This is a genomic window from Kitasatospora sp. NPDC086801, assembly GCF_044745805.1.
In the GTDB taxonomy this organism is placed as follows: domain Bacteria; phylum Actinomycetota; class Actinomycetes; order Streptomycetales; family Streptomycetaceae; genus Kitasatospora.
Genome location: NZ_JBIVAX010000047.1, coordinates 1 through 18,812 on the forward strand (window position 1 = coordinate 1; position 18,812 = coordinate 18,812).

An 18,812-nucleotide genomic window follows, 5' to 3' on the forward strand; every position below is an offset into this window, starting at 1 on the left:
CAAGGCCGTTGGGCCGGGACCGGGCAGCCGCCCCGCCCCGGCCCCGTGGCCGCCCCGCCCCCCCCCCCCCCCGCGGCCCCCCCGCCCCCCCCCCCCCCGCCCCCCCCCCCCCCGGCCCCCCCCCCCCCCCCCCCGGCCGCCCCGCGCCCCCCCGGCCCCGCGGGGCCCCGCCGCCGTTTCGCCCGCCGTTCCGGCCCGTGGTGCCCGACGCGGTGTCTACACTCCGATGCCATGCTGGAAACTCCGCGCAGGGCACGTCAGGTGGCCACCCTCAGCCTGGTGTTCGGCGTCGTGCTGATCGCCGGGGCCGCCACCGGGGCCTGGGGCGACCCGAGCGACCAGCCGCGGCGCCCGGCCGCCGACGCCGGCCCGGTCGCGGGCGCCGCCGCGGGACTCCCGGCGGACCCGGCCGGCGCCGCCCTGTCCGAGCAGCAGGCCGAGCACCTGCTCGGGGCCAACGGCGACCGCTGGGGCGCGTACTACAGCGCCCAGGAGTACGCCGCGTTCAGCCAGGGCCTGGACGGCCGTTACCTGGGCGTCGGGCTCTCGGTCGGCCGCGGTGAGGACGGCGTCACCGCGGTCTCCCAGGTCGCGCCCGCCGGGCCCGCCGCCACGGCCGGGATCGCGGCCGGCGACCGGCTGCTGCGGATCGACCAGGACCAGGCCGACCACCTGCCGGTCACCGAGGTGGTGGCCCGGCTGCGCGGGCGCGACGGCGAGCGCGGGGTGGGCTCCGAGGTCACCCTCGCCGTGCAGCGCGGTGCCGGCGAGGTCCGCGAACTGCGGCTGCGGCGCGCCCTGCTGGACAGCCGGCAGGTCACCGCCGAGCAACTGGAGAAGGGCGTGCTGCGGATCGCCGTGCGGGCGTTCACCAGCGGCGTGGCCGATCAGGTGCGCGCCGCGCTGCGCGCCCCGCACGCCGGTGTGGTGCTCGATCTGCGCGGCAACTCGGGCGGGTTGGTCGAGGAGGCCGCCGACACCGCCGGGATCTTCCTGGACGGCGGCCCGGTCGGCTCGTACCAGGAGCGCGGCGAGACCCGGGAGTTGACCGCCCCGGCCGGGGGAGACCAGCGCACCCCGCTGGTGGTGCTGGTCGACGGCGGCACGATGAGCGCCGCCGAACTGCTCACCGGCGCGCTCCAGGACCGCAGCCGCGCCGTGGTGGTGGGCTCCCGGACCTTCGGCAAGGGCACCGTCCAGCAGCCCAGCCGGCTCGCCGACGGCGCCGTGCTGGAGCTGACCGTCGGCCGCTACTACACCCCGGCCGGCCGCTCCCCGGAGGGCGCCGGCCTGGCCCCGGACGTCCCGGCGGCGGCCGGCGAGGACGCCGACGCGCTCGCCCTGCGGGTGCTGGCCGGGCTCGGCACCCGGTCCTAGGGCCTGTCCGGCGGATCTCGCCGGGCCCGCGGCAACATCCGTCGGGCAGGCCCTAAAGGGGCTGCCCCGGACCGGCCGAAGTGCGAGAATGGCCGCGCTATGGCAAAGGAAACCGGACAGAAGCTGATCGCGCAGAACAAGAAGGCGCGACACGAGTACACGATCCTCGACACCTACGAGTGCGGCCTCGTGCTCACCGGTACGGAGGTGAAGTCACTGCGTGAGGGGCGGGCCAACCTGGTCGACGGCTACGCCTACATCCAGAACCACGAGGCCTGGATCGACAACGTGTTCATCCCCGAGTACACCCAGGGGACGTGGACCAACCACGCGGCCCGGCGCAAGCGCAAGCTGCTGCTGCACAGGCTGGAGATCCGCAAGATCGAGAGCACCGTCCGCGACGCGGGCCACACGCTCGTCCCGCTCTCGCTGTACTTCAAGGACGGCCGGGTGAAGCTCGAACTCGCGCTCGCGGTCGGCAAGAAGCTGTACGACAAGCGGCAGACGCTGCGCGAGAAGCAGGACACCCGCGAGACGGCGCGCGCCGTGGCGGCCGCCCGGCGGCGCCAGCGTTAATCCGCTGGACCCTCACCCGCCGCCTCGCGTACTATGGCGTCAGCAACACGGACGGTCACCGTCCGGCTGTTTCTCAACAAAACATGGGGATGATCGGTTTCGACAGGGGATGTTGAAACAGGGGAAGCGAGCCGAGGAACGCGGCAATGATCTCGTTAACCACGTGTCGCAAAAAAATAATCGCCAACTCTAAGCGCGATTCCCAGCAGTTCGCTCTCGCTGCCTAATAAGCACCGATAGCGCTTGGGTGTCAGACCGGGGAGTTCCCGACCCGGACCCTGGCATAATCTAGGGAACTCAACCGTCCGCCCGGGCTGCGAGGGCGGATGGGAAATCAAACAGCAGCTGGGCCTGTTGGCGGCTTGTCCGTGTGACTGCCAGGGCCGAGAAAATCACAGCGGACTGCGCTCGGAGAAGCCCTGAATTAACTCCACTGGACCCGGGTTCGATTCCCGGCATCTCCACCACCCCATGTTGACAGTGAAGGCCGTCCACCGCTTTGCGGTGGGCGGCCTTCACGTTTGCCCCGGTTCGGGCGTAGGATCATCCGTCCGCTCGTTTTCCGGAGCCGGATTCCGCCGCTACCACCGAGGCCATGCAGAGCAACACGGACACCACCGCCGCCACCGACCACGAGACCGCACGCGAGCGCGAGATCGCCGGTGAGCAGCAGCACCTCGACACCGTCTACCGCCGGCTGGAGGAGAAGCTCGCCGAGGCCGAGTACATCCTGGAGGACGCCGCCAAGCGGGTCCACGTGGGCACTCCCGGCGCGCTCGCCGAGCGCGACGCCCAGGTCTACCGGGCCGGCGCCCACCTTCAGCGCCTGAACAACGAGTTCGAGGACTTCCTGTTCGGCCGGATCGACCTCCAGCGGGCGGACGCCCCGGAGGAGCACGGCATCCCCTCCGACACCCCGCTCGACCCGGCCGACCCGGCGGTCGCCGAGACCCTGCACATCGGCCGCCTCGGCGTGCTGGACGCCGAGTACGGCCCGCTGGTGATCGACTGGCGGGCGCCCGCCGCCGCACCGTTCTACCGCGCGACCCCGGTCGAGCCGGGCCGGGTGGTCCGCCGCCGGGTGATCCGCTCCAAGGGGCGCAAGGTGATCGGCGTCGAGGACGACCTGCTGCGTCCCGACCTCACCCCGACCCTGAACGGCCGGGAGCTGGCGGTGGTCGGCGACGGCGCGCTGATGGCCTCGCTCGGGCGCGCCCGCAGCCACTCGATGCGCGACATCGTCTCCTCCATCCAGAAGGAGCAGGACGAGGTGATCCGGGCCGCCGCGGCCGGCGCCACGCTCGTCACCGGCGGCCCGGGCACCGGCAAGACCGCCGTCGCCCTGCACCGCGCCGCGTACCTGCTGTACCAGGACCGCCGCCGCTACGCCGGGGGCATCCTGGTGGTCTCGCCGACCCCGCTGCTGGTCTCCTACACCGAGGGCGTGCTGCCCTCGCTCGGCGAGGAGGGGCAGGTCGCCGTCCGTGCGGTCGGCTCGCTGGTGGACGGCATCGAGGCGGGCATCTACGACAGTCCGGAGGCGGCCCGGGTCAAGGGCTCGGGCCGGATGGTGCAGCTGCTGCGCCGGGCCGCCCGGGCGGCGCTGGAGCTGGGTGCGCCGCAGGAGCTGAAGGTGGTCGCCCGCGGCGAGGTGCTCAAGCTGGACGCGGGCCGGCTCAAGGCCGTGCGCGGCAACGTGATCGGCTCCGGCGGCACCCCGCTGAACCTGCTGCGCCCGCGGGCCCGCCGGCTGCTGCTGGACGCCCTGTGGCAGGAGGTCACCCGGCACCTGCCGAAGCCGACCGACCACTACGCCCGCGAGCAGCGTCAGGAGGAGAGGGAGTCCTTCGACGACTACGTCTCGGACGAGGCGTCGTTCCTGGACTTCCTGGACGCCTGGTGGCCCGCCGTGACCCCGCGCCGGGTGCTCGGCACGCTCAAGCAGCACCGGCACATCAACCGGATCGCCCGCCGCGCCGTCGCCCCGGACGAGGCGAGGCTGCTGGCGGCGTCCTGGCGCCACCTGTCCCCGAACGGTGCGGGCGCGCTGTCCGCGCACGACGTCGCGCTGGTGGACGAGCTCCAGGTGCTGCTCGGCGAGGCGGTCCGGCCGAAGGTGCGCGAGGTGGACGCGGTGGACCTGCTGAGCGGGCTGGAGGAGGTCACCACCTTCGCCGACCGCTCCTCCGGACGCCGCGTGGGGGTACCCCCGGCCGGAGGCTGGGGGAGGGTGCCGGTGGAGCGCACCGAGTACGCGCACGTGATCGTGGACGAGGCGCAGGACCTCACCCCGATGCAGTGGCGGATGATCGGCCGCCGGGCCCGGATGGCGACCTGGACGATCGTCGGCGACCCGGCGCAGTCCTCCTGGCCGTTCCCGCAGGAGGCGCAGGCCGCGCTGGACGAGGTGCTGTCCGGCAAGCCGCGCCGCCGCTTCACGCTGACCGTCAACTACCGCAACCCGGCCGAGATCGCCGAGGTCGCGGCCAAGGTGCTGGCGCTGGCCGCGCCGGGCACCCCGTCGCCGAGCGCGGTGCGCCGGGTCGGCGTCGAGCCGCGCTTCGCGGCCGTCGTCGACCCCGCCCCGGAGGCCTTCGGCGCGGCGGCCCGGGCGGAGCTGGAGCGGCTGCTGGCCGAGGTGGACGGCACCGTGGCGATCGTGGTGCCGATGGACCGCCGGGCCGAGGCGGCCGGCTGGGCCGAGGGCCTGGGCGAGCGGGCGGTGGTGCTGGGCAGCCTGGAGGCGAAGGGCCTGGAGTACGACGCGACCGTGGTGGCCGACCCGACCGGCATCGCCGGCGAGTCGGAGGCCGGCCTGCGGGTGCTGTACGTGGCGCTCACCCGGGCGACCCAGCGGCTGACCGTGCTGTCCGGCCCGGACGACCTGCCGGACGCGGCTGGCGTGCCCGCGCTGCTGCACGGCTGACGGCCGGTCCGCCGGACGAAGAAGGCCCCTCACCGGATGGTGAGGGGCCTTCAGACGTTAGTGACACCGACCCGCCATGCTCGCCTCGCGGCAAGTGGTCCCTCGAAGGGACGAAGGTTGGGCCCGGGGGCTTGGATCGAGCCGGTGTCCCGTCCAATGTAACGCATCGGCCCGGAGAGGCAAGAAGTTGTCGGGTCCGCACACTCAATGAACGTTATTTCTGGCTACCCCTTGGAAGGTGCGACGATCGAGGCCTAGCATGCGCAGGCGATGCCTTCAACAAAATGTTGAACCTGCCGCACGGACGGAAGAAGGAAGCGTCGATGGCGACGGTGCCCAGTGTCTCCAACTCGATCACGGTGCGGCTGGAGGTCCCGGCCCGGGGCAACGCCGTCAGTGCGATCACCACGGCCGTGGAGTCCTCCGGCGGTTCGGTGACCGGTCTCGACGTCACCGCCTCCGGCCTGGAGGCGCTGCGGATCGACGTCACGGTGGCGGCCTCCTCGGTCGCGCACGGCGAGGAGATCGTCGAGAAGCTGCGGGCGATCGACGGCGTGTCGATCGGCAAGGTCTCGGACCGCACCTTCCTGATGCACCTCGGTGGCAAGATCGAGATGTCGTCCAAGCTGCCGATCCGCAACCGTGACGACCTCAGCATGATCTACACCCCGGGCGTCGCCCGGGTCTGCCTGGCGATCGCCGAGAACCCCGAGGACGCCCGCCGCCTCACCATCAAGCGCAACAGCGTCGCCGTGGTCACCGACGGCTCGGCGGTGCTGGGCCTGGGCAACATCGGCCCGGCCGCCGCGCTGCCGGTCATGGAGGGCAAGGCGGCCCTGTTCAAGCGCTTCGCCGGGATCGACGCCTGGCCGATCTGCCTGGACACCCAGGACAGCGACGAGATCGTGGCCATCGTCAAGGCGATCGCCCCCGGCTTCGCGGGCATCAACCTGGAGGACATCTCCGCGCCGCGCTGCTTCGAGATCGAGGCCCGGCTGCGCGAGGCCCTGGACATCCCGGTCTTCCACGACGACCAGCACGGCACCGCGATCGTGGTGCTGGCCGCCCTCACCAACGCGCTGAAGGTGGTCGGCAAGGAGATCAGCGACATCCGGGTGGTGATGTCGGGCGCCGGCGCGGCCGGTACCGCGATCCTCAAGCTGCTGCTGGCGGCCGGCGTCGAGCACGCCACCGTGGCGGACGTGCTCGGCGTGGTCCACCAGGGCCGGGAGGACCTCAACGACAGCCTGCGCTGGATCGCCGAGCACACCAACCGCTCGGGCCGCACCGGCAGCCTCAAGGAGGCCGTGGCGGACGCCGACGTCTTCATCGGCGTCTCGGCCCCGAACGTCCTGGACGGCGAGGACCTGGCCACCATGGCCGAGGACTCGATCGTCTTCGCGCTGGCCAACCCGGACCCGGAGGTCGACCCGGCCATCGCCCGGCAGACCGCCGCCGTGGTCGCCACCGGCCGCAGCGACTTCCCCAACCAGATCAACAACGTACTGGTCTTCCCGGGTGTCTTCCGCGGCCTGCTGGACGCCCAGAGCCGCACCGTCAACACCGAGATGATGATCGCCGCGGCCCGGGCGCTGGCCACCACCGTCGGCGACGACGAGCTGAACGCCAACTACATCATCCCGAGCGTCTTCCACAAGGACGTCGCCAAGACGGTGGCCTCGGCGGTGCGCGAGGCGGCGCTGGCGGGGGCCCAGGAGAGCACGGAGCCGGCCCGCCCGACCCCGGGCATCGTCGGCACGCTCGACGCCTCCTCCTTCCCCACCGTCAAGCTCTGACCGGCCCGGTGGCCGACGCGTCGCCGGTCGGTCAAATGTCCGAATAGCGGCCCTACCCGCCTGATCCCGCCCCGAACCCTTGCGACACAAGGGCGAAGGGCGTGTTTGGGCTTGTCGTGCCTAGGGCGTACGGTAGCCCTGCACGGGGCAGGCGTGTCCGACAAGTACGGAACGTCCCCCTGGTCTTCCGGCGCGTCGTCCCGACCGCCGCCCGCGCCCGGTCCGCCGGAGCCGACGGAGCGTCACACCTCCAACGGGCGGGCTTCGTTCGGGTGTCGTGGCCGGGGCCCGATTGGCTTTCTCGGGGCCGGTCGGGGCAGGATTCGTATCCAGGCAGGCGGACGGGCCTTCGACGGCACCGGCGCGCGGCATCGGGTACGGACCCGGCCTGCGACCACGCAATGCCTGCATGAGCACAGTGTGCGGACCTGCGGCCCATCCGGGTGCCCCCCGGTGGGAGCACCGATGGGCCCCCGCGCACCGCAAGCGAACAGACCACAGGAGTACACATGAACCGCAGTGAGCTGGTGGCCGCGCTGTCCGAGCGCGCCGAGGTGACCCGCAAGGACGCCGACGCCGTTCTGGCCGCCTTCGCCGAGATCGTCGGCGAGGTCGTCGCCAAGGGCGACGAGAAGGTCACCATCCCCGGTTTCCTGACCTTCGAGCGCACCCACCGCGCCGCCCGCACCGCCCGCAACCCGCAGACCGGTGAGCCGATCCAGATCGCGGCCGGCTACAGCGCCAAGGTGAGCGCCGGCTCCAAGCTGAAGGAAGCCGCCAAGGGCGTCTGAACCACCCCTTGAACGCCCGAGAGGCCGGGCTCCCCGTTGGGGGAGCCCGGCCTCTCGTCGTGGGCCGTGGGGCGTGTCCGGTGGATCCCGTCGGGTCCACCGGACACGCCCTGCCGGTCAGGCGTCGACCAGCTGCTCGCTCGGCAGCTCGACGTGCGCGCCCAGGTCGCGCAGCTTGTCCATGAAGTTCTCGTAGCCGCGGTTGATCAGGTCGATGCCGTGCACGGTCGAGGTGCCCTCGGCCGCCAGCGCCGCGATCAGGTACGAGAAGCCGCCGCGCAGGTCGGGGATGACCAGCTCGGCGCCCATCAGCTTGGACGGGCCGGAGACGACCGCCGAGTGCAGGAAGTTGCGCGCGCCGAAGCGGCACGGGGTGGCGCCCAGGCACTCGCGGTACAGCTGGATGTGTGCACCCATCTGGTTGAGCGCGCCGGTGAATCCGAGCCGCGACTCGTACACCGTCTCGTGGACGATGGACAGGCCGGTGGCCTGGGTCAGCGCGACCACCAGCGGCTGCTGCCAGTCGGTCTGGAAGCCCGGGTGCACGTCCGTCTCCAGGGCGATCGCCTTGAGCTCGCCGCCCGGGTGCCAGAAGCGGATGCCCTCGTCCTCCACCTCGAAGGCGCCGCCGACCTTCCGGAAGGTGTTCAGGAAGGTCATCATCTCCAGCTGGCGGGCGCCGCGGACGTAGATGTCGCCCTTGGTGGCCAGCGCCGCGCAGGCCCAGGAGGCGGCCTCCAGACGGTCCGGCAGCGCGCGGTGGGTGTAGCCGCCCAGCTCGTCGACACCGGTGATCAGGATGGTCCGGTCGGTGCCCAGGGTGATGATCGCGCCCATCTTCTGCAGCACGCAGATCAGGTCGACGATCTCCGGCTCGATGGCCGCGTTGCGCAGCTCGGTGACGCCCTCGGCGAGGACGGCGGTGAGCAGCACCTGCTCGGTTGCGCCGACCGAGGGATAGGGCAGCTCGATCTTGGTGCCGCGCAGGCGCTGCTGGGCGACCAGGTAGGTGCCCTGCGGGTGCTTCTCGATGGTGGCGCCGAACTGGCGCAGCACCTCGAAGTGGAAGTCGACCGGGCGGCCGCCGATGTCGCAGCCGCCCAGGCCCGGGATGAAGGCGTGGCCGAGGCGGTGCAGCAGCGGGCCGCAGAACAGGATCGGGATCCGCGAGGAGCCGGCGTGCGCGTCGATGTCGGCGACGTTCGCACTCTCCACGTGCGACGGGTCGAGGATCAGCTCGCCGTCCTCGTCGCCGGTCCGCACGGTGACCCCGTGCAGCTGGAGCAGTCCGCGGACCACCTTGACGTCACGGATGTCCGGGACGTTGCGCAGTCTGCTGGGGCCCTGGCCGAGGAGGGCGGCGACCATGGCCTTGGGCACCAGGTTCTTCGCACCGCGGACGCGGATCTCGCCTTCGAGCGGGTTTCCGCCGTGGACCAGCAGGACGTCGTCGGTCATCGTTCTCGCAATCCGGGGTGCCAGAGGGGTGGGAAGGCTCCGGTAGAGAGCCGGTGGTGGACCGGTCGGTACGGGCGCGCTCGGGCCCCCGGCGAAACCGAGTCGGCACCGTAAAGGGCGTCCACCATCCGTAGATGGTAGTGGGCGTGCCGATGGTTCCCGTGAGCCTCTCCCGTGATGGTGCTCTCTCCGGGCTCGGTCGCGCCCGCCGGATGGGCCGTACGGGTGTTCGTCCGGCGTGGCGGGGTTTCGAGCGTTGCGGTGTCCGACCCCGGCCGTTCTGCGGGATCATGTGTGGCATGACGGCGGCCCATTCGCACGCAGGACGGTCCCACACCGGCCGTCTGCTCGTCGCGACGCCCCTGCTCACCGACCCGAACTTCGCCCGGGCGGTGGTGCTGCTCCTCGACCACGACGCCGAGGGGGCGCTCGGTGTGGTCCTCAACCGGCCGACGCCGGTCGAGGTGGGCAGCGTGCTGGACGGCTGGGGGCGGCTGGTCGGGCAGCCCGCCGTGGTGTTCCAGGGCGGACCGGTGGCGCTGGACTCGGCGCTCGGCCTCGCGGTGGCGCCGGGGGAGCCGGGCACCGGCGAGCCGCTCGGCTGGCGGCGGGTGCACGGCGCGATCGGCCTGGTGGACCTGGGGGCGCCGCCCGAGGTGCTGGCCGGCGAGCTGGGCGCGCTGCGGATCTTCGCCGGGTACGCAGGCTGGTCGCCGGGCCAGCTGGAGACGGAGCTGGGCAGCGGCGCCTGGTACCTGGTGGACTGCGAGCCGGGGGACATCTCCAGCCCGGAACCGGAGCGGCTGTGGCGCTCGGTGCTGCGCCGCCAGCGAGGCCCGCTGGCGCTGCTCGCGACCTACCCGGACGACCCGACGCTGAACTGACGCACGGGCCGCCGTCGCGATACTGGCCGGGTTTTGCGGGGCGCCCATAGACTTGGCACCTATGAGCACTCTTGAGCCCGAGCGCGGCCTCGGCACCGGCACCCTGGTCGAGCCCGTCCCGCAGGTGTCCAACGGGGACGGCGACCACGAGCGCTTCGCGCACTACGTCCAGAAGGACAAGATCATGGAGAGCGCGCTCTCCGGCTCGCCCGTGGTGGCGCTCTGCGGCAAGGTGTGGGTGCCCGGGCGCGACCCGAAGAAGTACCCGGTCTGCCCGATGTGCAAGGAGATCTACGACGGCATCGGCAAGCCGCAGGGCGGCGACGACGACAAGAAGTAGCACCGGCCGCCGCGTGCCGGTGCACAGCGTCGTTCTGTACAGCGCCGTTTTGCACAGTGTCGTTTTGCATAGTGCCGAGTTTCCGAAGTGGTCTATGCCAGTCGTCCGGGGCGGGGGCAGGATGTCGGAATGGACCTCATTCCCGTGCCTTCGAGTGCCGTCCGCCGCCCGGACGAGGACTTCCCCCTCGACGACGCCACCACGCTGACCGCCCCGCCCGGGCTGGCCGACGCCGAGCGGTGGCTGCGCACCGCGCTGTCCGCGGCCACCGGGCTGCCGCTCGGCCCGGGCCGGCCGGGCGCGGGGATCGAGCTCGTCCAGGACGACGAGCTGGCCGCCGAGGCGTACCGGATCACGGTGCGCCCCGGCCACGCCCTGATCGCCGCGGGCGGGCCGGCCGGCGCGCTGTGGGGGGCCCAGACCCTGCGGCAGTTGCTCGGCCCGGACGCCTTCCGCCGCTCCCCGCTGCGCGGCACCGGCTGGGTGCTGCCCGGCGCGGACATCGCGGACGCCCCCCGGTTCGGCTGGCGCGGGGCGCTGCTCGACGTCGCCCGGCACTTCCTGCCCAAGTCGGACGTGCTGCGCTTCGTCGACCTGCTGGCCGCGCACAAGCTCAACGTGCTGCACCTGCACCTGACCGACGACCAGGGCTGGCGGGTGGAGATCAAGCGCTACCCCGGCCTGACCGGGCGCGGCGCCTGGCGGGACCGCTCGATGGTCGGCTACCGGACCGGCCAGCGCCGCGACGACCGCCCGCACGGCGGCTACTACACCCAGGAGGACCTGCGCGAGATCGTCGCCTACGCGGCCGCGCGCGGCGTCACCGTCGTCCCGGAGGTCGACCTGCCGGGGCACACCCAGGCCGCCGTCGCCGCCTACCCCGAGCTGGGCAACACCGACGTGGTGGACACCGCGGCGCTCGGCGTCTGGACGGACTGGGGTGTCAGCCACAACGTGCTCAACGCCTCCGAGGACACCCTGCGCTTCTTCGAGGGGGTGCTGGAGGAGGTGCTGGAGCTCTTCCCGTCCGAGTTCATTCACCTCGGCGGCGACGAGTGCCCCAAGGAGCAGTGGAAGGACAGCGCGGCCGCCCAGGCACGGATCCGCGAGCTCGGCCTGGCCAACGAGGACGAGCTGCAGAGCTTCGTGATCCGGCACTTCGACCGCTGGCTGGCCGAGCGCGGCCGCCGGCTGATCGGCTGGGACGAGATCCTGGAGGGCGGGCTCGCCCCGGGCGCCGCGGTCTCCTCCTGGCGCGGGTTCGGCGGCGGGATCGCCGCCGCCAAGGCCGGGCACGACGTGGTGATGTGCCCCGAGCAGCACGTCTACTTCGACCACCGGCAGGCCGACGGCCCGGACGAGCCGATCCCGGTCGGTTTCGTGCGCACGCTGGAGGACGTCTACCGCTTCGAGCCGGTGCCCGGGCAACTGGACGAGACCGCCGCCCGGCACGTGATCGGCACCCAGGCCAACCTGTGGAGCGAGTTCATGGACAGCGCCCGGGACATCGACTACCGGGCCTTCCCCCGGCTGGTGGCCTTCGCCGAGGTCGCCTGGTCCGACCTGCCCACCGATCCGGCCGAGCGCGACTACGCCGGCTTCGAGCACCGGCTGGAGGCGCACCTGAAGGTGCTGGACGCGCTCGGCGTCGAGTACCGCCCGGCGGACGGCCCGCACCCCTGGCAGCGCTGGCCCGGGGTGGCCGGCCGGCCGATCGAGGGTCCGCCGCCGGTGCGCTGAGCACGACGGAGTCACCGCCGCGGGAACTTCTGAGTGGTCATCTGACGTCAAGAACAGATGAACATCTGCCCTGGTCCGGTTCGGGCCGGGGCAGATACCGCCCGGTATCCGTCCCAATCGGGCAGTCCCGTTCACCTGCCCCGAAATGATCATCGAGCATTGTGTGCCAGAGTTGCCCAACCCGGCCCGATCGCCCGTACCCTACGGGCCAGGCCGGGCTGCTGACGCGGACACCACGGCCGAGGGCCGCGGGCGGCAGCCGATTGATGAGCAAGTGGAGCACGGTGGGACCCAGGTGAACCGGACGATCATGCTGCCGGCCTCCCTCGACGAGGCCGTCGACGCGCTGGCCGCCACCCCGGCCGCGGTGCCGGTGGCCGGCGCCACCGACCTGATGGAGGCCGTCAACGCCGGGCGGCTGCGCCCCGCCGCCCTGGTCGGCCTCGGCCGGATCACCGAACTGCGCGGCTGGCGCTACGAGGACGGCGGCACCGCCGTCCTCGGCGCCGGACTCACCCACGCCCGGATGGACCGCCCCGACTTCGCCGCGCTCATCCCCGCGCTCGCGGACGCCGCCCGCACCGCCGGCCCGCCGCAGGTCCGCAACGTCGGCACCCTCGGCGGCAACATCGTCACCGCCGCCCCGGCCGGCGACACCCTCCCGGTGCTCACCGCCCTGGAGGCCAGCGTCACCCTCGCCCGGGCCGGCGCCAGCCGCGAGGTGCCGGTCAGTCACCTGCTCACCGGCCTCGACCCGGTGCGCCCCGGCGAACTCCTCACCTGGGTGCGGGTGCCGCTGCTGCACGCCCCGCAGGTGTTCCTCAAGGCCACCGGCCGCAGCGGCCCGGCCCGCGCCACCGCCTCCGTCGCCCTGGTCCTCGACCCCGCCCGGCGCGCCGTGCGCTGCGCGGTCGGCGCCGTCGCCCCGGTGCCGCTGCGCCCGCTGGAGGCCGAGGCCTGGGTGGCCGGCTGCATCGACTGGGACGGCAGCCGGGAGATCGACCCGGCCGCGACCGCCGCCTTCGGCGAGTACGTGGCCGCCGCCTGCGTCCCCGACAGCTACGGCGCCGAAGGCGCCTGGGAGGCCGTGACCGAGGGGCCGAGCGCGGCCGCCGTTCGGCTGCGGCGTACCGTATCGGTGCTGGCCCGACGGGCACTGGGAAGGGCGCTGAAGTGACCACAGACCCCATCGAGACCCTCGACGCCGACCCGCTCGGCCTCACCCCGCAGGTCAGCCGCGAGCTGCGCCCGTGCGCCTCGTACACCTTGCGGGTCAACGGTTTCGAACGGCCCGTCACCGACGCCTGGATCGGCGAGAGCCTGCTCTACGTGCTGCGCGAGCGGCTCGGCCTGGCCGGCGCCAAGGACGGCTGCGAGCAGGGCGAGTGCGGGGCCTGCTCGGTGCAGGTGGACGGCCAGCTGGTGGCCGGCTGCCTGGTGCCCGCCGCGCTGGCCGCCGACAGCGAGATCAACACCGTCGAGGGACTGTCGGCCGCCGGCGGCGCGAGCGACGTCCAGCAGGCGCTGGCCGAGTCCGGCGCGGTGCAGTGCGGCTACTGCACCCCCGGCATGGCGATGGCGGTGCACGACCTGCTCCAGCGCAACCACCGCCCGACCGAGGTCGAGGCCCGCCAGGCGCTCTGCGGCAACCTCTGCCGCTGCACCGGCTACCGCGGCGTACTGGCCGCCGTCCAGAGCATCGCCGACGCGCGCGCCGAGGACATCGAGGAGACGGAGGAGACGGCCTCCCCGGCCGCCTCCCCGACCGCCTCCCCGGCCGCGGAACAGCCCGCCGAAGAGCCCTCCGCGGACCCGGCCACCGAACCCGAGCCCGCCGCCGAACCGCCGGTCTACGCCGACGCCGACGCCTGGATCGAGCACGTCCCGCAGCCGCCCGCCGAGCAGGCCCCGGCCGGCGCCGACCAGCCGTACGGCGACGGCCAGGGCGGCTACGACACCGGTGTGTACGACACCGCCGTCCTGACGCCGGTCCAGGGCATCCCCGCCCAGACCGCCGACGACCAGGTCTACTACCCGCCGCAGGGCTACCCCGAGCAGCCGTACCAGGGCACCCCCGCCCACGGCACCTACGTGCCCGGCGGCTACCCGCAGCAGAGCGGCTACGACGCCGGGTACGACGCCCCGGTCTACGAACCCACCCCCGCGCACGGCACGCCGCTGCCCGGGGCCGCCTTCGACGGCACGCCCCCGCACGGCACGCCGTACGTCGCCACGCCCCCGCACGGCGCCCCGGCCGGTGGCCCCGCCCCGGCCGGCGTCCCGTACGGCGCCACCCCCGCCCACGGCATCCGGCTCCCCGAGGACGACCACGCATCATGACGTCGCCTACCGACATCGGCGCAGCACTCCAGCAGGACGGCGGCGAGGGCGGCGCACCGGAGCCGTTCGGCCTGGGCAGCTCACCGCTGCGCAGCGACGCGCTGCCCAAGGCGCTCGGCATCTACCCGTACGCGGCCGACCTGTGGGCCGAGGGGCTGCTCTGGGGCGCGGTGCTGCGCTCGCCGCACCCGCACGCCCGGATCAGGGGCATCGACACCGCGGCCGCGCTCGCGCTGCCCGGCGTGCACGCCGTGGTCACCGCCGCCGACCTGCCGCTCGGCCCGGACGGCACCCCGGACGGTGCCCCGGGCGGGCCGATCGTCGCCGACCGGCCGGTGCTGGCCGCGGGCGTGGTGCGCCACCACGGCGAGCCGATCGCCGCGGTGGCCGCCGACCACCCGGACACCGCCCGGCTGGCGGTCGGCCTGATCGCGGTCGACTACGAGCCGCTGGAGGCCGTCACCGACCCCGAGCAGGCCTTCACCGCCCCGCCGCTGCACCCGGACGGCAACCTGTTCCGCCACCTGCCGCTGCGCACCGGGGACCCGGACGCGGCCGGCGAGATCGTCGTCGAGGGCCTCTACCAGGTCGGCCGGCAGGATCCGGCCCCGCTCGGCGCCGAGGCCGGGCTGGCCGTGCCGCGCCCGGACGGCGGCGTCGAACTGCACCTGTCCTCGACCGACCCGCACGGCGACCGCGACCGCACCGCCGCCTGCCTCGGCCTGGAGCCCGACCGGGTCCGGCTGGTGGCCACCGGAGTGCCCGGCGCCACCACCGACCGCGAGGACCTCTCCTTCCAGGTCACCCTGGCGCTGCTGGCACTGCGCACCGGCCGCCCGGTGAAGATGACCCTCACCCGGGAGGAGTCCTTCCACACCCACACCTCGCGCCACCCCGCGCTGCTGCGCTACCGCCACCACGCCGACGCCGAGGGCACCCTGGTGAAGGTCGAGGCGCAGATCCTGCTGGACGGCGGCGCGTACGCGGACGTCTCCGCCGAGGCGCTGGCCGCCGCCACCGCGTTCTCGGTCGGCCCGTACGTCTGCCCGAACGTCTTCGTGGACGCCTGGGCGGTGCGCACCAACAATCCGCCGGCCGGGCGGATGCGCGGCGAGGGGGCGTTGCAGGCCTGCTTCGCCTACGAGTCGCAGCTGGACCAGCTGGCCGCCCGGATCGGCGTGGACCCGGTGGAGATCCGCCGCCGCAACGCGATGGCCACCGGCGACCCGATGCCCACCGGACAGGCCGTCACCTGCCCGGCGCCGGTCGGCGCGCTGCTGGAGGCCGTCGCGGCCGAGCCGCTGCCGGCCCTGCCGGTGGACGAGCCGGACGCCGAGTGGCTGCTGCCGGGCGGGCCCGGCGGCGCCGGCGACCCGGCGGCGGTGCGGCGCGGGATCGGCTACGCCGTCGGCATGGTGCACATGCTCGGTGCCGAGGGCGAGGACGAGGTCTCCACCGCCACCGTGCGGGTCAGCGGCGACCACGCCACGGTGATCTGCGCGGCCGTCGACTCCGGGCAGGGCTTCGCCACGCTGGCCCGGCAGATCGTGCAGACCGTGCTGGGCGTCAGCGAGGTGTACATCGCGCCGGCCGACAGCGACCAGTCGATCGCCGGGCCCTCCGCCCGCGGCCGGCACACCTGGGTCTCCGGCGGAGCCGTCGAGCGCGCCGCGCTGATGGTCCGCCACCAGCTGCTGCAGCCGATCGCCGCCAACTTCGGGATGTCGGTGGAACTGCTCCAGATCGCCGACGGGAAGATCACCTCGTACGACGGGGTGCTCGGCATGCCGGTCGCCGAGGCGCTGGAGGGCAAGGAGCTCTGGGCGACCGCCCAGTGCCGCCCGCACCCCACCGAGCCGCTGGACGAGTCCGGGCAGGGCGACGCGTTCGTGTCGATCGCGTTCTGCGCGATGCGCGCGGTGGTGGACGTGGACATCGAGCTGGGCGCCGTCCGGGTGGTCGAGATGACGGTCGCCCAGGACGTCGGCCGGGCGCTGAACCCGCGGCAGATCGAGGACCGGATCGAGGCGGGCGTGGCCCAGGGCGTCGGCCTGGCCCTGCTGGAGGACCTGCGCACCGAGGGCGGGGTGCTGCTGAACCCCTCGCTCACCGGCTACCGGCTGCCCACCGCGCTGGACACCCCGCAGGTGCGGATCGCCGCCCTGCTGGAGGAGCGGGACGTGGTCGCCACCTTCGGGGCCAAGGCGGTCAGCGCCGTCCCCGCGGTGGTCGCCCCGGCGGCCGTGGCCGCCGCCGTCCGGGCGGCCACCGGCCTGCCGGTCGGCCGGCTGCCGATCCGGCCGGAGGACGCGGTCGCGGTCTGACGGACGGGGCGGCGGCTTGGGCCCTGTCCGGTTAGGCCCTGTCCGGCCGACCGCCCTGGAAATACCGGAAACAGGAATTGCCGGTCGACGGAATGTCGACCGGCAATTCCATTTCCGGCGAGGCCATGACGGGAATCGAACCCGTGTGTACCGCTTTGCAGACGGTTCCCTAAGCCACTCGGGCACACGGCCAGTGAATTCATAGTGGCGGAATGCGCGGGGGGCCGTCAACGGTGGAATGTAAATTCTGTATGGCGGCTTGTGCTACGGTCGGAACCAGGTGGTCGGTGTCCGGCCACCCCGGACGAGCGCGTCGTACCCGGTGACGACAAGACGGCGCAGTTCAGCGGCAATCCGGCCGCTGTGGACTGCGGAGGTAGGCCGTCATGGCATGGCTCGTTCTGATCATCTCGGGTGTCCTGGAGACCGTGTGGGCGGTGGCCCTGGAGTCGTCCAAGGGCTTTTCCCGGCTCACCCCCAGCCTCGTCTTCGGCGTCGCCCTGCTGTTGAGCATGGGCGGGCTGGCGTACGCGATGCGCACCATCCCGATCGGCACCGGGTACGCGGTCTGGGTCGGCATCGGCGCGGTCGGCACCGCGCTCTACGGCATGGCCGTCCTGGGGGACGCGGTGACGGCGGCCCGGATCGGCTGCCTGCTGCTCATCGTCTCCGGCGTGGTCGGCCTGAAGGTGCTCCACTGACCTCCGCCTGACCCCCCGCCCGCGCTTCCCCTGACCCCGGTCCTAGGCCCTGCGACCGAGCTGGTCACCGACCTGAGTCAGGGGTCATGAAGGCAGACGGCCCTTACGATGTTACGTATGACCACTGCCTCCCCCACCTCGGTCGACTCCGTGCCGATACCCCTCGACGACGACCCCGGCGACGGGGTGCTCAGCGGCCGCTACCGGGCGCTGACGCTGGGGATCGTCTCGGTGGTCCTGGTGATCGCCTTCGAGGCGACCGCCGTCAACACCGCGATGCCGACCGCGGCCCGCCAGCTGAACGGCCTCGGGCTCTACGCCTTCGCCTTCTCCGGCTACTTCACCACCACGCTGTTCGCGCTGGTCGTCTCCGGGCAGTGGTGCGACCGCCGCGGGCCGTTGCAGCCGCTGTTCACCGGCATCGCGGTGTTCGGCGTGGGCCTGGTGGTGGCCGGGACGGCGCCGGGCATGTGGGTGTTCGTGGCCGGGCGGGCGATCCAGGGCCTGGGCGGCGGGCTGGTGATCGTCGCGCTGTACGTGGTGGTCGGCCGGGCCTACCCGGAGCGGCTGCGGCCGGCGGTGTTCGCGGCCTTCTCCTCGGCCTGGGTGCTGCCCTCGATCATCGGGCCGCTGGTCTCCGGCGCGATCACCCAGCACCTCGGCTGGCGCTGGGTGTTCCTGGCCGTGCCGGTGCTGATCCTGCTGCCGCTGGCCGTGATGGGCCCCGCGCTGACCCGCTCCGAGCGGGAGCACCCGGTGGCCAGGGGCGCGGACTTCGACCGCCGCCGCACCCTGCTGGCCGCGATGGCCGCGCTCGGTGCCGGCCTGCTGCAGTACGCGGGCCAGCGGCGCGACCTGATCGGGTTGCTCCCCGGGATCGCCGGGGCGGCGCTGCTGGTGCCGGCCGTCCTGGGGCTGTTGCCCGCGCGGACCCTGCGGGCCGGTCGGGGGCTGCCGTCGGTGATCCTGCTGCGCGGACTGGCGGCCGGGGCGTTCCTCGGGGCCGAGGCGTTCGTCCCGCTGATGATGACCACCGAGCGCGGCCTCTCGCCGACGCTGTCGGGGCTCACCCTGACCAGCGGCGGGCTCACCTGGGCGCTGGGCTCCTGGCTGCAGGGACGGCCGGGAGCCGAGCGCTACCGCGAGGCGATGATCCGGGGCGGCTTCGTGCTGACCGCGGTGGCGATCGCGGGCACCACGCTGGTGCTGGTCCCGGCGGTGCCGGCCTGGGCGGCGGCGGTGGCCTGGGGCGTCGGCGGGATCGGGATGGGGCTGACGATCGCGAGCGTCAGCGTGCTGATGATGAAGCTCTCGGCGCCGGAGGACGCCGGGGCGAACTCGGCGGCCCTGCAGATGAGCGACGCGCTGGGCAACGTCCTGCTGACGGGCCTGGCGGGGGTGATGTTCGCGGCGCTGGGCGGCGGCTCGCTCGCCGCCGCCCACGAGGGTGCCGGGGCCGCCGGCTCACCCGGGGCCTTCGCGGCGATCCTGCTGGCCATGGCCGGCGTGGCCCTGCTGGGCGCGTTGCTCTCCGGCCGGGTCCGGGCGAGGTCCTGAGG

General features: G+C 73.4%; 14 protein-coding genes, 1 tRNA gene, 1 other RNA gene and 1 riboswitch. Of the genes, 14 read left to right on the forward strand and 2 right to left on the reverse strand.

Going from position 1 to position 18,812, the window contains the following annotated elements; all coding sequences use genetic code 11:
- The first annotated feature begins 231 nt into the window (after positions 1–231).
- From ACIPLC_RS32715 to ACIPLC_RS32740, 6 genes are all read left to right on the forward strand, one after another.
- Positions 232–1,377, forward strand: coding sequence for a S41 family peptidase (locus ACIPLC_RS32715; RefSeq protein ID WP_400476668.1), 1,146 nt, complete (start codon positions 232–234; stop codon positions 1,375–1,377).
- A gap of 99 nt (positions 1,378–1,476) precedes the next feature.
- Positions 1,477–1,953 (forward strand): SsrA-binding protein SmpB, encoded by a 477-nt coding sequence (smpB, locus tag ACIPLC_RS32720; RefSeq protein ID WP_350881115.1) that lies wholly within the window; start codon positions 1,477–1,479, stop codon positions 1,951–1,953.
- Between the two features lie 85 nt (positions 1,954–2,038).
- Positions 2,039–2,420, forward strand: a transfer-messenger RNA (tmRNA) gene (gene ssrA / locus ACIPLC_RS32725).
- A gap of 128 nt (positions 2,421–2,548) precedes the next feature.
- Positions 2,549–4,879, forward strand: a complete 2,331-nt coding sequence (locus ACIPLC_RS32730) for a HelD family protein (protein ID WP_400476669.1) — start codon at positions 2,549–2,551, stop codon at positions 4,877–4,879.
- A 323-nt stretch (positions 4,880–5,202) separates the two neighbouring features.
- Positions 5,203–6,675 carry an NAD-dependent malic enzyme gene (locus ACIPLC_RS32735; protein WP_400476670.1) on the forward strand — a complete coding sequence of 491 codons (1,473 nt, stop codon included), beginning with the start codon at positions 5,203–5,205 and terminating at the stop codon, positions 6,673–6,675.
- A gap of 509 nt (positions 6,676–7,184) precedes the next feature.
- Positions 7,185–7,466: an HU family DNA-binding protein gene (locus tag ACIPLC_RS32740; protein ID WP_188304146.1), complete on the forward strand. Its 282-nt coding sequence runs from the start codon at positions 7,185–7,187 to the stop codon at positions 7,464–7,466.
- A 117-nt stretch (positions 7,467–7,583) separates the two neighbouring features.
- Here the strand turns inward: ACIPLC_RS32740 and murA are convergent, their stop codons facing one another.
- A complete protein-coding gene (murA, locus tag ACIPLC_RS32745; RefSeq protein ID WP_350881121.1) occupies positions 7,584–8,924 on the reverse strand; it encodes a UDP-N-acetylglucosamine 1-carboxyvinyltransferase in 1,341 nt (446 codons plus the stop codon).
- Positions 8,925–9,214: 290 nt separating this feature from the next.
- Between murA and ACIPLC_RS32750 the strand changes: the two genes are divergently transcribed.
- The 6 genes from ACIPLC_RS32750 to ACIPLC_RS32775 all read left to right on the forward strand — a co-directional run bounded on the left by ACIPLC_RS32750 (position 9,215) and on the right by ACIPLC_RS32775 (position 16,552).
- The gene (locus ACIPLC_RS32750; RefSeq protein ID WP_400476671.1) at positions 9,215–9,808 is read left to right on the forward strand and encodes a YqgE/AlgH family protein; all 594 of its coding nucleotides are present in this window, start codon (positions 9,215–9,217) and stop codon (positions 9,806–9,808) included.
- 61 nt (positions 9,809–9,869) lie between these two features.
- Entirely contained in the window at positions 9,870–10,148 is a 279-nt protein-coding gene (locus ACIPLC_RS32755; protein WP_400476672.1) for a DUF3039 domain-containing protein, read from the forward strand.
- Between the two features lie 129 nt (positions 10,149–10,277).
- Entirely contained in the window at positions 10,278–11,888 is a 1,611-nt protein-coding gene (locus tag ACIPLC_RS32760; RefSeq protein WP_400476673.1) for a beta-N-acetylhexosaminidase, read from the forward strand.
- Positions 11,889–12,198: 310 nt separating this feature from the next.
- A complete protein-coding gene (locus ACIPLC_RS32765; protein ID WP_280680193.1) occupies positions 12,199–13,065 on the forward strand; it encodes an FAD binding domain-containing protein in 867 nt (288 codons plus the stop codon).
- Positions 13,062–14,228 carry a 2Fe-2S iron-sulfur cluster-binding protein gene (locus ACIPLC_RS32770; protein WP_400476674.1) on the forward strand — a complete coding sequence of 389 codons (1,167 nt, stop codon included), beginning with the start codon at positions 13,062–13,064 and terminating at the stop codon, positions 14,226–14,228. Before ACIPLC_RS32765 ends, ACIPLC_RS32770 begins: the two co-directional genes overlap by 4 nt.
- Positions 14,225–16,552: a xanthine dehydrogenase family protein molybdopterin-binding subunit gene (locus tag ACIPLC_RS32775; RefSeq protein ID WP_400476675.1), complete on the forward strand. Its 2,328-nt coding sequence runs from the start codon at positions 14,225–14,227 to the stop codon at positions 16,550–16,552. The genes ACIPLC_RS32770 and ACIPLC_RS32775 overlap by 4 nt, the downstream gene beginning before the upstream one ends.
- Positions 16,553–16,672: 120 nt before the next feature.
- Here the strand turns inward: ACIPLC_RS32775 and ACIPLC_RS32780 are convergent.
- Positions 16,673–16,744, reverse strand: a tRNA-Cys gene (locus ACIPLC_RS32780).
- Between the two features lie 85 nt (positions 16,745–16,829).
- Positions 16,830–16,895, forward strand: a riboswitch (guanidine-III (ykkC-III) riboswitch).
- Between the two features lie 43 nt (positions 16,896–16,938).
- Between ACIPLC_RS32780 and ACIPLC_RS32785 the strand changes: the two genes are divergently transcribed.
- On the forward strand, positions 16,939–17,253 hold the full coding sequence (locus tag ACIPLC_RS32785; RefSeq protein ID WP_350881126.1) for an SMR family transporter: 315 nt from the start codon (positions 16,939–16,941) through the stop codon (positions 17,251–17,253).
- 117 nt (positions 17,254–17,370) lie between these two features.
- Entirely contained in the window at positions 17,371–18,810 is a 1,440-nt protein-coding gene (locus ACIPLC_RS32790; protein ID WP_400476676.1) for an MFS transporter, read from the forward strand.
- The last annotated feature ends 2 nt before the right edge of the window (positions 18,811–18,812 follow it).